The 14,080-nt window shown below is 64.0% G+C and carries 9 protein-coding genes and 3 rRNA genes; all 12 read right to left on the reverse strand.

What is annotated here, in order from left to right:
* Positions 1-56 precede the first annotated feature (56 nt).
* Positions 57-674, reverse strand: a complete 618-nt coding sequence (locus tag OHA55_RS01860) for a MerR family transcriptional regulator (protein WP_266702123.1) — start codon at positions 672-674, stop codon at positions 57-59.
* A 168-nt stretch (positions 675-842) separates the two neighbouring features.
* The gene (locus OHA55_RS01865) at positions 843-1,316 is read right to left on the reverse strand and encodes a bifunctional nuclease family protein (protein ID WP_266702124.1); all 474 of its coding nucleotides are present in this window, start codon (positions 1,314-1,316) and stop codon (positions 843-845) included.
* 53 nt (positions 1,317-1,369) lie between these two features.
* Positions 1,370-2,113, reverse strand: a complete 744-nt coding sequence (locus OHA55_RS01870) for a MerR family transcriptional regulator (protein WP_266702125.1) — start codon at positions 2,111-2,113, stop codon at positions 1,370-1,372.
* Positions 2,114-2,157: 44 nt separating this feature from the next.
* On the reverse strand, positions 2,158-2,922 hold the full coding sequence (locus OHA55_RS01875; RefSeq protein WP_266702127.1) for an FHA domain-containing protein: 765 nt from the start codon (positions 2,920-2,922) through the stop codon (positions 2,158-2,160).
* A gap of 202 nt (positions 2,923-3,124) precedes the next feature.
* A complete protein-coding gene (locus OHA55_RS01880) occupies positions 3,125-3,928 on the reverse strand; it encodes a DUF881 domain-containing protein (protein WP_266702129.1) in 804 nt (267 codons plus the stop codon).
* Positions 3,929-3,933: 5 nt separating this feature from the next.
* The gene (locus OHA55_RS01885) at positions 3,934-4,266 is read right to left on the reverse strand and encodes a small basic family protein (protein WP_031069011.1); all 333 of its coding nucleotides are present in this window, start codon (positions 4,264-4,266) and stop codon (positions 3,934-3,936) included.
* Positions 4,263-5,177 carry a DUF881 domain-containing protein gene (locus OHA55_RS01890; protein ID WP_266702133.1) on the reverse strand — a complete coding sequence of 305 codons (915 nt, stop codon included), beginning with the start codon at positions 5,175-5,177 and terminating at the stop codon, positions 4,263-4,265. Before OHA55_RS01890 ends, OHA55_RS01885 begins: the two co-directional genes overlap by 4 nt.
* A gap of 112 nt (positions 5,178-5,289) precedes the next feature.
* Complete coding sequence (locus OHA55_RS01895) at positions 5,290-7,785, reverse strand: mannose-1-phosphate guanyltransferase (RefSeq protein WP_266702134.1); 2,496 nt, start codon at positions 7,783-7,785, stop codon at positions 5,290-5,292.
* Positions 7,786-7,895: 110 nt separating this feature from the next.
* Positions 7,896-8,504 (reverse strand): CDP-alcohol phosphatidyltransferase family protein, encoded by a 609-nt coding sequence (locus tag OHA55_RS01900; protein WP_266702135.1) that lies wholly within the window; start codon positions 8,502-8,504, stop codon positions 7,896-7,898.
* Positions 8,505-8,653: 149 nt separating this feature from the next.
* Positions 8,654-8,770: ribosomal RNA gene (gene rrf / locus OHA55_RS01905) — 5S ribosomal RNA — on the reverse strand.
* Between the two features lie 74 nt (positions 8,771-8,844).
* Positions 8,845-11,970 (reverse strand): 23S ribosomal RNA (locus OHA55_RS01910).
* 296 nt (positions 11,971-12,266) lie between these two features.
* Positions 12,267-13,792: ribosomal RNA gene (locus tag OHA55_RS01915) — 16S ribosomal RNA — on the reverse strand.
* Together the 16S, 23S and 5S rRNA genes form the textbook arrangement of a ribosomal RNA operon.
* Positions 13,793-14,080 lie beyond the last annotated feature (288 nt).

Here is a 14,080-nt window from a genome sequence, read left to right on the forward strand (position 1 = left end):
CACCCGTTCGAACGGGTGCCGGACGATGTCGTGTCGTGCGGCGGGGCCGCCGGTGTTCAGACGGCCCGGTTACGGCGCCGGGCCAGTTCGTCGGTGGGGTTGTGGCCGACGAGGGTCTCCCCCGTGTCCACGCGCTCCCCGTGCAGTTGCGAGAGGGCCGCGTCCACGTCCCGCCACACCACGCCGACGGCGATGCCGAAGATGCCCTGGCCCCCCTGGAGGAGGTTCACGACCTCGTCCGGCGAGCAGCATTCGTAGACGGTGGCCCCGTCGCTCATCAGCGTCATGCGTTCGAGGTCCTGGAATCCGCGGGCCCTCAGGTGCTGCACCGTGGTCCGGATGTTCTGCAGGGCCACGCCCGTGTCCAGGAACCGCTTCACGATCTTGAGCAGCACCACGTCCCGGAAACTGTAGAGACGCTGGGTGCCCGACCCGTACGCGGGCCGGACGCTCGGTTCGACCAGTCCCGTGCGGGCCCAGTAGTCGAGCTGCCGGTAGGTGATCCCGGCCGCCGCGCAGGCCGTCGGTCCCCGGTATCCGATGTCGTTCGCCCCCGCGACACCGTCCGACACCGGGACCACCGGGTGAACCGGTTGCCTGATGGTGTGGTCGGCCCCACTGCCGTGCTGCGGATACGGCCCGCCCGCCGCCGCACCGTCGCCGCTGCTTCTCACGCCGACCTCCGTCCTTGACCTGCCCCCTCGAAGGTAGGCAGTCACCGGGGGTGCGTCAACGATCGCCACACTCGGCACGCCGAGTGATAATCACCCTGAGGGTGGTTTCCCGTGACGTCGGACCGGGAAGGGCTTCTCGAATGCCCGCCCCCGCCCCGCCGGCGGAGGTCACTGACTGTTGGTGCCGAAGTCCTCGGGCGAGATCTGGTCGAGGAACTCGCGGAACTTCTCGACCTCGTCCTCCTGCTCGTCCGGAATCGCGATCCCGGCGTCGTCGAGCACCCCGTCGCTGCCGTAGATCGGCGTACCGGTGCGCAGGGCCAGCGCTATGGCGTCGGACGGCCGGGCGCTCACCTCCACGCCACTGGCGAAGACGAGCTCCGCGTAGAAGATCCCGTCCCGGATGTCCGTGATCCTGACCTCGGTCAGCTCCTGGCCGACCGCGTCGAGGACATCCTTGAAGAGGTCATGGGTCAGCGGCCTGGCAGGGGCCATCCCCTGCTGGGCGAAGGCGATGGCCGTGGCCTCGCCGGGACCGATCCAGATGGGGAGGTACCGGTCGCCTCCCACTTCGCGCAGGAGAACGATCGGTTGATTGGAGGGCATTTCCACCCGGACACCGACAACGTCAAGCTCGTTCACACAGCAACCCTAGGACGTGCTCGCCATGTTTGGGTAGTCGGGCTCCGCCGAGGTCAGTGGGAACGAATGCGCAGGGCGGTCTGGACGAGCGCCGCGTGCAGCCGTACGGAGAGCTCGGCGAGCTCCTGCGCGGTGGCCTCGGCACGCGCTCTGGTCTGCGGATTCCGGTGTCGGCGCAGGGGCGCCACCACCTGCTCGACCAGCCCGGCCTCCCGCTCGGCGGCAGCCCGAACGGCACGCAGATGGCGTGGTTCCAGACCGAATCGGCCGAGGTCGGAGACGAGTTTGGCGATATTCACCGCTTCGGCGTCGTACCCGCCCTCGGGCTCGGGCACGATGAGGCCGTAGGACTCCCATTCGGCGAGCGCCTCCTCGTCCGCGCCGGTGACGGCGAGGAGCTCGGCACGGCCGATGCGGGCGGCGGTCGGCGCTCCGGCCGCCGCGTCCCAGGCACTGTCCGCGAGGTCCTTCTGACCCCCCGGAGAGGGCAGGGCGGCCTGCTCCCCCCGGGCCAGGGCGTCCAGATACTCCCGGATGACCTTCAGGGGGAGGTAGTGGTCCCGCTGCATGCGCAGCACCTGCGCGAGCTTCTCCACGTCCTCGGAACTGAACTTCCGGTATCCGGAAGGCGTCCGCTCCGGTTCGACGAGTCCCTCCGCCTCCAGGAAGCGGATCTTCGAGATCGTTACTTCCGGAAACTCCTCGCGGAGCTGGGCGAGTACCGCGCCGATGCTCATCGCACGCCGGTCCGCGGCGGCGGTGCCGTTTCCGGCACCGCCCTGGGATGTTCGCAGCATGGGCCTTCCCGGGGTTCCCCCGGACGTGGTGGTCCGGGGCAGGGTCACACGCTCCGCTGGCTCGCGTAGAAGACCAGTCGGTACTTACCGATCTGGACCTCGTCACCATTGGTCAGTGCGACGGAATCGATGCGCTCGCGGTTGACGTAGGTGCCGTTCAGGCTGCCGACGTCTCCCACCGTGAAGCTACCGTCCGCGACCCTGCGGAACTCCACATGACGCCGCGACACGGTCACGTCGTCCAGGAAGATGTCGCTCTGCGGGTGCCGGCCGGCCGTCGTCAGGTCACCGTCCAGCAGGAAGCGGCTGCCCGAGTTCGGGCCCCGGCGGACCACCAGGAGCGCGCTCCCTCCGGGCAGCGCGTCCACGGCCGCCTGTGCCTCCGGGGAGAGCGACGGCAGCACGGTCTGCCCGGTGACCTCGGCGTCGTACGCCTCCAGTCCGGAGATGGAGATCGTCGACGTGGTCTCGGAGGCGCGCTCGGGGATTCCGCCCTTCAGCGGCGCGCCGCAGTTGGAGCAGAACCGGCCGGTCGCCGGATTCCGGTGACCGCACCGGGCGCAGAGCGCCACTCCGGAGCCCGCCGGGGCGGGGTGGAATCCGGTGCTCGGCCCGGAGTCGCCGAAACCTATGCCGGAGGCACCCGACTGCGCTCCGGAGCCGTCGCCCGAGGCGGACAACTCGTCGCGGAAGAGGGGGCGGCCGCCGCCCTGCTCCTCGTCCTGGCCGTGCCGAGACGCGCGATGGCGGGCAGCACTGTTGCTGTCCTCGCGTGCGCTCTTTCCGAACAACTTCGCAAAAAACTTCACGGGCGATTCCCCTTGACCGACATAGACCCGCCCGTGGGGCAGGACGAACCCTGACTGAACACACCTGCCGACCCGGACATTCTCACAACGTCCGTATCCACCCGACAGTTTCCACCACGCACCATGGATACGGTGCGGCGACCCCCCGTAACCCCGCACACCTGCTTGGAGTTGCGAAGAGCCTTGCCCCGCCGATGGACCACTACGACGACGACCGAGCGTAGTCAGGCCGCTTCGCAGGTCGCAAGGCGTCCACCACAATGTCGTCGGCCCGTTCCACCACCGCCGTCGCCTGCTCCTTCTCCAGCGTCTGGACCACCCCGCCGGGGATGTTGAGCGCCGGCTCAAGATCCTGGGGCCTGCCGATCACTTCGAAGGCGTAGGGCGCGGAGACGGCGTGGCCGTCGACCTTCACGGCTCCGGCGTCCCCGGAGAAGTACGTACTGGCGACCACCCGCACCCCGTTGACCTCGATGGCCTCGGCGCCCGCCGCACGGAGCTCCTGGATGGCGTCCAGCAGCATGTCCGGGGCGACGGACTTCGTCGGGTCGTCGATGGTGAGCGTGATTCCCGGCCCGTGGGCCGCGACGGTACCCGCGAGGATACCCAGTTGCCGCTCCTTCTCCACCGTCTGCTTGCGCGCCTCCTCGGCCTGGTCGGAACTGTTCTCCAGTTCCGTCCGCTGCGCGTCGAGGCGCTGCTTCTCGTCCTCCAGCCGCTGGGTCCGGTCGTCGACCTCGTCGAGGATGCGGACCAGGTCCTCCTGGCGTGCGCCGCGCAGGGCGCTGTCGTCGTTGTTGGACCGCACCTGGATCGCCAGGCCCAGCCCCAGGCCGAACAGCAGCAGCGCCACCACGAGTTGGGCGCGGGTCACCCGGGGCGGCCAGAGCCCGGCGAGCAGCCGCTGACGTCCGCTCAGGGCGTTCTTCTCCGGGGGCCGCGCGGCGCTCGTCTCCGGCGCCGGGCCGTGGGCGGCTTCCTCGCGGGGCATCTCGTCGTCGTTCATCGGCGTCAGGCCCTGAAGACGTGCCGGCGGATGGCGGCGGCGTTGGAGAAGATGCGGATACCCAGCACGACGACCACACCCGTCGACAACTGCGCGCCGACACCGAGCTTGTCGCCGAGGAAGACGATGAGCGCGGCCACCACGACGTTGGACAGGAACGACACGACGAAGACCTTGTCGACGAAGATTCCGTCGAGCATCGCGCGCAGCCCGCCGAAGACCGCGTCGAGCGCGGCCACCACGGCGATCGGGAGGTAGGGCTCGACCACCGCCGGTACCTCGGGCCGGACGAACAGTCCCACCACGACTCCCACGACGAGGCCCAGTACGGCGATCACGATGTGCCCTTCCCTGTGTCTGCCGCACCACTGCCTGCGGCCTTCGGTTCTGCTGTGCGTACGATCAGGCTCGGCGCGGCCGGAAGCCGTACCTTTTTCTGGTCGGACAGACTGGTGCGGATGTCGAAGCCCTCGTGCAGGGCCTGAAGGTACTGGCCGTCCACACTGGACCGGAACGTCGCGGCCAGTTTCTTGCCATCCCCCACCGCGAGCACCGTATAGGGCGGTACGAGCGGCCTGTTGTCGACAAGTATGGCGTCCCCCGCGGCGCGGATCGCCGAAAGTGCCGTCAGCCGCTGCCCGTTGATGGCGACGGCTTCCGCGCCGGACTCCCACAGGCCGTTGACGACCCGCTGCAGGTCCCGGTCGCGTACCCGGCCCGTGTCGGCGAACCCGCTGGTGCCGCGCGGCCCGTCGTCGCCCTGGTCGCTCTCGTCGGCGTCGTCCACGACGAGTTTCACACCGGGGCCCTCGACGGGAGTGGCCCCGGACAGCAGGGCGACCAGCTCGCCCTGGTCCCCGCCGTGCTGGAGGAGAGCCGCTCGCTGCCGCTCCCCGACGTCCGTGCGGAGCTTCTCCACCTGGGATTCGAGCGAGTCGGCCGCGTCGGTCTCGCCGTCGATGCGGTCGATGAGCTCCTGGCGCTCTTTGGCCGCGACCGGCGCGGACACCCTGGCCTGCGCGGCACCGAGGGTGACGACGAGAGCGATGAGTACGAGTCCGGCGGCGAGACCGAGCTTGGCCCGCGCTCTGCGGGGCAGCCCCGCGGTCCCGTCGGCCTCGCGGCGCGCAGCGGCCTCGGCGTACCCCTCGTCCAGACTGTGGTCCATCACATGGGTCAGCAGCGACATGGAGGCGTCGGGGCGGGGAGGCGGAGCGGACGTACTCCGTTCGGGGGGCGGCTGCGGCATGCCGCACATCGTCGCACGTCACCCCGGCTACCGCCGAATGGGCCTGACCACACGAGCCCGGGGAGCCCGCCGGTGTACGGCGGGCTCCCCGGAAACGGACGGCGTGGGGAAGTCAGTCCCCGGCGCTGTCGACGACCGCTGCCCACTCGTCGAGGAGCAGTTTCGCGGAGGCGTCGTCGGGGCCCTCGGCCCACAGATGGGTGACGGCCTCGGCCGGGTCCGGCAGCACCATGACCCAGCGCCCGTCCGCCTCGACGACGCGGACGCCGTCGGTGGTGTCGACGTCCCGGTCGCCTGCGGCTTCGACCACCCGGCGCATGACGAGCCCCTTGACCGCCCAAGGGGTGGCCAGGTCGCGCCGGAGCACATGAGCACGCGGGATGCGGTCGTCGATCTGGCTCAGAGTGAGCTGGGTACGGGCGATCAGCCCGATGAGCCGGACGAAGGCGGCCGATCCGTCGAAGACGCTGCTGAACTCGGGGACGATGAATCCGCCGCGGCCGTCACCGCCGAAGATCGTGCTCTCTTCGCGGCCGACCCGGGTCAGGTCGTCCGGCGAGGTCGTCGTCCACTCCACCTGGGTGCCGTGGTACGCGGCCACCTGCTCGGCGACCCTCGTGGTCGTCACCGGCAGCGCGACCCGTCCGCTCCGCCGCTCGGCGGCCACCAGGTCGAGCATGACCAGCAGCGCCCGGTCGTCCTCGATGATCCGCCCCCGCTCGTCGACGAGCGAGAGCCGCTCGCCCACCGGGTCGAACCGCACGCCGAACGCGGCGCGCGCCGACGAGACGATCTCTCCGAGCCGGACCAGCCCGGCACGCCGGGTCTCGGCGGACTCGGTGGGCCGCGACTCGTCGAGACCCGGGTTGATGGTGAGCGAGTCCACGCCGAGCCGTCCGAGCAGGCTGGGCAGGACGAGCCCGGCACTGCCGTTGGAGGCGTCCACCACGACCTTCAGCCCCGAATCGGCGATGCCGGTCGTGTCGACGTTGCGGAGCAGCGAGCCCGTGTACGAGTCGAAGACGCTCGACGGGAAGTGCAGATCCCCGATCTCACCGGGGAAGGCCCTGCGGTACTCCTGGCGGGCGTAGACCCTGTCCAGCTTCCGCTGCCGGGCCTGCGAGAGGTCGGCGCCCCGTTCGTCGAAGAACATGATGTCGACCGAGTCGGGAACACCGGGGGACGTCCTGATCATGATGCCGCCGGCGCTTCCGCGGGCTGTCTGCTGACGGGCCACGGGCAGCGGCACGTTCTCCAGGTCGCGGACGTCGATCGCACTGGCCTGGAGCGCGGAGATGACCGCGCGCTTCAGGGCGCGCGCGCCTCGTGAGTGGTCCCGCGCGGTGGTGACCGTCGACCCCTTCTTCAGGGTCGTGGCGTAAGCGCCGGCGAGCCGGACCGCGAGTTCCGGAGTGATCTCGACGTTCAGGATTCCGGAGACACCGCGGGCTCCGAAAAGATGGGCCTGCCCGCGGGACTCCCAGATCACCGAGGTGTTGACGAAGGCGCCCGCCTCGATGGTCTTGAACGGGTAGACCCGCACATTCCCCTGGATGATCGATTCTTCGCCCACGAGGCACTCATCGCCGATGACGGCGCCGTCCTCGATGCGGGCGGCTCGCATGACATCGGTGTTCTTACCGATCACACAGCCGCGCAGATTGCTGTGGGAGCCGATGAACACGTTGTCGTGGACCACGGCTCTGTGCAGGAAGGCACCGGACTTGACCACGACGTTCGATCCGACGACGGTGTGCTCCCGGATTTCGACGTCCGCCTCGATCTTGGCGTAGTCACCGATGTAGAGCGGACCACGGAGGACGGCGTCCGGATGGACCTCGGCACCTTCTGCCACCCACACTCCGGGGGCGATCTCGAAACCGTCCAGTTCGACGTCGACTTTGCGCTCCAGCACGTCGGCCTGGGCCTTCACATAGCTTTCGTGCGTGCCCACGTCCTCCCAGTAGCCCTCGGCGACATAGCCGTAGATCGGCTTGCCCTCCTTCATGAGCTGGGGAAAGACGTCGCCGGACCAGTCCACGGAGGTGTCCGCCTGGACGTAGTCGAAGACCTCGGGCTCCATGACGTAGATACCCGTGTTGACGGTGTCCGAGAACACCTGACCCCAGGTGGGCTTCTCCAGGAAGCGCTCGACCTGTCCTTCCTCGTCCACGATCGTGATCCCGAATTCCAGCGGATTGGGTACACGAGTCAGGCAGACGGTGACCAGTCCGCCCTTCGCTTTGTGGAAGGCGATGAGATCGGTGAGGTCGAAGTCGGTCAGCGCATCGCCGGAAATGACGAGGAAGGTGTCGTCCTTCAGCGCCTCTTCGGCGTTCTTCACGCTTCCTGCGGTGCCGAGCGGCTTCTCCTCATTGGCATAAGTGAGCTCCATTCCGAGCTCTTCCCCGTCCCCGAAATAGTTCTTGACGAGGGAGGCCAAGAACTGGACGGTCACCACGGTCTCATTGAGCCCGTGCCGCTTCAGCAGTCGGAGCACATGCTCCATGATCGGCCGGTTGGCCACAGGAAGAAGCGGCTTGGGCATGCTCGAGGTCATCGGGCGAAGGCGTGTGCCCTCGCCGCCAGCCATCACGACGGCCTTCATGTCGGAAACGTCCTCCTAGAGACGACGGTTTAGCCGACTGGGCCCGTCGGGCGGCATCGAGAGACATCTGCCGCGGTCCGGCCACACTGCACGGCACCGCTTCAACGAGCTCAATCGGCTGTTGCGTCCGCCTTGACCAGCCGGCGGACTTGAACCACGTAGAGGAGTCCTGCCCACCAATACAGAGTTGTACCCCACCCGGCGAACGCCCATCCGAAAACTGCGGCCAACGTTTCAAGCCAACCACTTCCGTCGCTGAGCAGCAACAAGGGGAAGGCGTACATCAGGTTGAACGTTGCAGCTTTCCCTAGGAAGTTCACCTGGGGCGGCGGATAACCGTGCCGGCGGAGGATGCCGACCATCACCAGGAGCATCAGCTCCCGGGCCACGAGCGCGGCCGTGAGCCAGATCGGCAGGATCTCGCGCCAGGTGAGCCCGACGAGGGTGGAAAGGATATAGAGCCGGTCCGCAGCCGGGTCGAGAAGCCGCCCAAGGCTGCTGATCTGGTTCCAACGACGGGCGAGCTTGCCGTCGAGGTAGTCGCTGATGCCGCTCAGCGCGAGTACCAGCAACGCCCAGCCGTCGCTCTGCGGGCCGCCGAACACCGGGCGAAGGATCAGCCACAGGAAAAGCGGTACCCCGACAAGGCGAGCCGTGCTGAGGATGTTGGGGATGGTGAGGACCCGGTCCGTCTGAACCCGAGTCTCCTGGACCTCCACCCGGGGGCCTCCTGTGTGAAGAAATGTGCCAATGATGCCCCCTGACCCTACCGTCAGCCACGGCACCCCGGTGCGGCAGGGGTCGGCAAACCACCCCGGAACGCAGAAAACCCCCGTGCCACAAGGCACGGGGGTCTCCCGGAAAAATTGTTCGGCGGCGTCCTACTCTCCCACAGGGTCCCCCCTGCAGTACCATCGGCGCTGAAAGGCTTAGCTTCCGGGTTCGGAATGTAACCGGGCGTTTCCCTAACGCAATGACCACCGAAACACTATGAAATTAACCAACCGGAAAAACACGGCGGTTGTTATTTCAGAACCAACACAGTGGACGCGAGCAACTGAGGACAAGCCCTCGGCCTATTAGTACCAGTCAGCTCCACCCGTTACCGGGCTTCCACATCTGGCCTATCAACCCAGTCGTCTACTGGGAGCCTTAACCCCTCAAAGGGGGTGGGAATACTCATCTTGAAGCAGGCTTCCCGCTTAGATGCTTTCAGCGGTTATCCTTTCCGAACGTAGCCAACCAGCCATGCCCTTGGCAGGACAACTGGCACACCAGAGGTTCGTCCGTCCCGGTCCTCTCGTACTAGGGACAGCCCTTCTCAATATTCCTACGCGCACAGCGGATAGGGACCGAACTGTCTCACGACGTTCTAAACCCAGCTCGCGTACCGCTTTAATGGGCGAACAGCCCAACCCTTGGGACCGACTCCAGCCCCAGGATGCGACGAGCCGACATCGAGGTGCCAAACCATCCCGTCGATATGGACTCTTGGGGAAGATCAGCCTGTTATCCCCGGGGTACCTTTTATCCGTTGAGCGACAGCGCTTCCACAAGCCACTGCCGGATCACTAGTCCCGACTTTCGTCCCTGCTCGACCCGTCGGTCTCACAGTCAAGCTCCCTTGTGCACTTACACTCAACACCTGATTGCCAACCAGGCTGAGGGAACCTTTGGGCGCCTCCGTTACTCTTTAGGAGGCAACCGCCCCAGTTAAACTACCCATCAGACACTGTCCCTGATCCGGATCACGGACCGAGGTTAGACATCCAGCACGACCAGAGTGGTATTTCAACGGCGACTCCACAACCACTGGCGTGGCCGCTTCAAAGTCTCCCACCTATCCTACACAAGCCGAACCGAACACCAATATCAAACTGTAGTAAAGGTCCCGGGGTCTTTCCGTCCTGCTGCGCGAAACGAGCATCTTTACTCGTAATGCAATTTCACCGGGCCTATGGTTGAGACAGTCGAGAAGTCGTTACGCCATTCGTGCAGGTCGGAACTTACCCGACAAGGAATTTCGCTACCTTAGGATGGTTATAGTTACCACCGCCGTTTACTGGCGCTTAAGTTCTCAGCTTCGCCGACCCGAAAGTCAGCTAACCGGTCCCCTTAACGTTCCAGCACCGGGCAGGCGTCAGTCCGTATACATCGCCTTACGGCTTCGCACGGACCTGTGTTTTTAGTAAACAGTCGCTTCTCGCTGGTCTCTGCGGCCACCCCCAGCTCATGGAGTAAATCCAATCACCAGTGATGGCCCCCCTTCTCCCGAAGTTACGGGGGCATTTTGCCGAGTTCCTTAACCATAGTTCACCCGAACGCCTCGGTATTCTCTACCTGACTACCTGAGTCGGTTTAGGGTACGGGCCGCCATGAAACTCGCTAGAGGCTTTTCTCGACAGCATAGGATCATCCACTTCGCCACAATCGGCTCGGCATCAGGTCTCAGCCTTAATGTGTGACGGATTTGCCTACCACACGGCCTACACCCTTACCCCGGGACAACCACCGCCCGGGCTGGACTACCTTCCTGCGTCACCCCATCGCTTACCTACTACAAGTCTGGTTCATCGGCTCCACCACTACCCTCAACTCCGAAGAGATCGGGCCGGCTTCACGGACTTAGCATCGCCTGATTCAGTACTGGGCGTTTCAAAGCGGGTACCGGAATATCAACCGGTTGTCCATCGACTACGCCTGTCGGCCTCGCCTTAGGTCCCGACTTACCCTGGGCAGATCAGCTTGACCCAGGAACCCTTAGTCAATCGGCGCACACGTTTCTCACGTGTGTATCGCTACTCATGCCTGCATTCTCACTCGTGAACCGTCCACAACTCGCTTCCGCGGCTGCTTCACCCGGCACACGACGCTCCCCTACCCATCCATACTCCCGTTGGGGATATGTGTATGAATGACACGACTTCGGCGGTACGCTTGAGCCCCGCTACATTGTCGGCGCGGAATCACTTGACCAGTGAGCTATTACGCACTCTTTCAAGGGTGGCTGCTTCTAAGCCAACCTCCTGGTTGTCTCTGCGACTCCACATCCTTTCCCACTTAGCGTACGCTTAGGGGCCTTAGTCGATGCTCTGGGCTGTTTCCCTCTCGACCATGGAGCTTATCCCCCACAGTCTCACTGCCGCGCTCTCACTTACCGGCATTCGGAGTTTGGCTAAGGTCAGTAACCCGTTGGGGCCCATCGCCTATCCAGTGCTCTACCTCCGGCAAGAAACACACGACGCTGCACCTAAATGCATTTCGGGGAGAACCAGCTATCACGGAGTTTGATTGGCCTTTCACCCCTAACCACAGGTCATCCCCCAGGTTTTCAACCCTGGTGGGTTCGGTCCTCCACGAAGTCTTACCTCCGCTTCAACCTGCCCATGGCTAGATCACTCCGCTTCGGGTCTAGAGCGTGCAACTCAATCGCCCTATTCGGACTCGCTTTCGCTACGGCTTCCCCACACGGGTTAACCTCGCTACACACCGCTAACTCGCAGGCTCATTCTTCAAAAGGCACGCAGTCACGACGCACCAAGCAAGCTTGATGCGCGACGCTCCCACGGCTTGTAGGCACACGGTTTCAGGTACTATTTCACTCCGCTCCCGCGGTACTTTTCACCATTCCCTCACGGTACTATCCGCTATCGGTCACCAGGGAATATTTAGGCTTAGCGGGTGGTCCCGCCAGATTCACACGGGATTTCTCGGGCCCCGTGCTACTTGGGTGTCTCTCAAACGAGCCGTTAATGTTTCAGCTACGGGGGTCTTACCCTCTACGCCGGACCTTTCGCATGTCCTTCGCCTACATCAACGGTTTCTGACTCGTCTCACAGCCGGCAGACTGTGAAAGAGAGATCCCACAACCCCGCATGCGCAACCCCTGCCGGGTATCACACACATACGGTTTGGCCTGATCCAGTTTCGCTCGCCACTACTCCCGGAATCACGGTTGTTTTCTCTTCCTGAGGGTACTGAGATGTTTCACTTCCCCTCGTTCCCTCCACACTGCCTATGTGTTCAGCAGCGGGTGACAGCCCATGACGACTGCCGGGTTTCCCCATTCGGAAACCCCCGGATCAAAGCTAGGTTGACAGCTCCCCGGGGACTATCGTGGCCTCCCACGTCCTTCATCGGTTCCTGGTGCCAAGGCATCCACCGTGCGCCCTTAAAAACTTGGCCACAGATGCTCGCGTCCACTGTGCAGTTCTCAAACAACAACCAGCCACCCATCACCCCAAACCTTACGGCTGAGTTCACTGGGACCGGACTGAAGGCAGCCTCTCGGCCGTACCCTCAGATACCCAACAACGTGCCCGACACGACCGATCCATCATTACTTTCCACGCCGAAGCAGTACTCGCAACAACCAACCAACCGTGCCGAATAGTCAACGTTCCACCCATGAGCAAACCACCGTCGAACATTTGCCGACGAAGTGGCCCTCGACCCCATTACAGGGCCTAGATGCTCCTTAGAAAGGAGGTGATCCAGCCGCACCTTCCGGTACGGCTACCTTGTTACGACTTCGTCCCAATCGCCAGTCCCACCTTCGACAGCTCCCTCCCACAAGGGGTTGGGCCACCGGCTTCGGGTGTTACCGACTTTCGTGACGTGACGGGCGGTGTGTACAAGGCCCGGGAACGTATTCACCGCAGCAATGCTGATCTGCGATTACTAGCAACTCCGACTTCATGGGGTCGAGTTGCAGACCCCAATCCGAACTGAGACCGGCTTTTTGAGATTCGCTCCGCCTCACGGCATCGCAGCTCATTGTACCGGCCATTGTAGCACGTGTGCAGCCCAAGACATAAGGGGCATGATGACTTGACGTCGTCCCCACCTTCCTCCGAGTTGACCCCGGCAGTCTCCTGTGAGTCCCCATCACCCCGAAGGGCATGCTGGCAACACAGAACAAGGGTTGCGCTCGTTGCGGGACTTAACCCAACATCTCACGACACGAGCTGACGACAGCCATGCACCACCTGTATACCGACCACAAGGGGGGCACCATCTCTGGCGCTTTCCGGTATATGTCAAGCCTTGGTAAGGTTCTTCGCGTTGCGTCGAATTAAGCCACATGCTCCGCTGCTTGTGCGGGCCCCCGTCAATTCCTTTGAGTTTTAGCCTTGCGGCCGTACTCCCCAGGCGGGGAACTTAATGCGTTAGCTGCGGCACCGACGACGTGGAATGTCGCCAACACCTAGTTCCCAACGTTTACGGCGTGGACTACCAGGGTATCTAATCCTGTTCGCTCCCCACGCTTTCGCTCCTCAGCGTCAGTAATGGCCCAGAGATCCGCCTTCGCCACCGGTGTTCCTCCTGATATCTGCGCATTTCACCGCTACACCAGGAATTCCGATCTCCCCTACCACACTCTAGCTAGCCCGTATCGAATGCAGACCCGGGGTTAAGCCCCGGGCTTTCACATCCGACGTGACAAGCCGCCTACGAGCTCTTTACGCCCAATAATTCCGGACAACGCTTGCGCCCTACGTATTACCGCGGCTGCTGGCACGTAGTTAGCCGGCGCTTCTTCTGCAGGTACCGTCACTTTCGCTTCTTCCCTGCTGAAAGAGGTTTACAACCCGAAGGCCGTCATCCCTCACGCGGCGTCGCTGCATCAGGCTTTCGCCCATTGTGCAATATTCCCCACTGCTGCCTCCCGTAGGAGTCTGGGCCGTGTCTCAGTCCCAGTGTGGCCGGTCGCCCTCTCAGGCCGGCTACCCGTCGTCGCCTTGGTAGGCCATTACCCCACCAACAAGCTGATAGGCCGCGGGCTCATCCTTCACCGCCGGAGCTTTTAACCCCGTCCCATGCGGGACAGAGTGTTATCCGGTATTAGACCCCGTTTCCAGGGCTTGTCCCAGAGTGAAGGGCAGATTGCCCACGTGTTACTCACCCGTTCGCCACTAATCCACCCCGAAAGGCTTCATCGTTCGACTTGCATGTGTTAAGCACGCCGCCAGCGTTCGTCCTGAGCCAGGATCAAACTCTCCGTGAATGTTTTCCCGTAATCGGGATCACAACACGAGAGCGGAACGAACAGGTCGGAATATGACCGGTCGTTCACAGCGTCCTCGCTGTTGTTGCCCACCGGACCGTTGAGGCCGGTAGGACTTTTCAAAGGAACCACCAACCTGCCGAAGCAGGCCGGGGTATCAACATATCTGGCGTTGACTTTTGGCACGCTGTTGAGTTCTCAAGGAACGGACGCTTCCTTCGGTCCCGTTTCACCGGGGCCCTCCGGGCGCTTCCCTTCGTTCTTGCGTTTCCGACTCTATCAGACTCT

It is taken from the genome of Streptomyces sp. NBC_00102 (assembly GCF_026343115.1).
Lineage (GTDB): Bacteria > Actinomycetota > Actinomycetes > Streptomycetales > Streptomycetaceae > Streptomyces.

Excerpts from the sequence above, each read along its gene's own strand:
- OHA55_RS01890 (WP_266702133.1), bottom strand. The coding sequence starts at position 5,177 with ATGCCGCAGCCGCCCCCCGAACGGAGTACGTCCGCTCCGCCTCCCCGC.
- OHA55_RS01880 (WP_266702129.1), bottom strand. The coding sequence starts at position 3,928 with ATGAACGACGACGAGATGCCCCGCGAGGAAGCCGCCCACGGCCCGGCG.
- OHA55_RS01870 (WP_266702125.1), bottom strand. The coding sequence starts at position 2,113 with ATGCTGCGAACATCCCAGGGCGGTGCCGGAAACGGCACCGCCGCCGCG.
- OHA55_RS01895 (WP_266702134.1), bottom strand. The coding sequence starts at position 7,785 with ATGAAGGCCGTCGTGATGGCTGGCGGCGAGGGCACACGCCTTCGCCCG.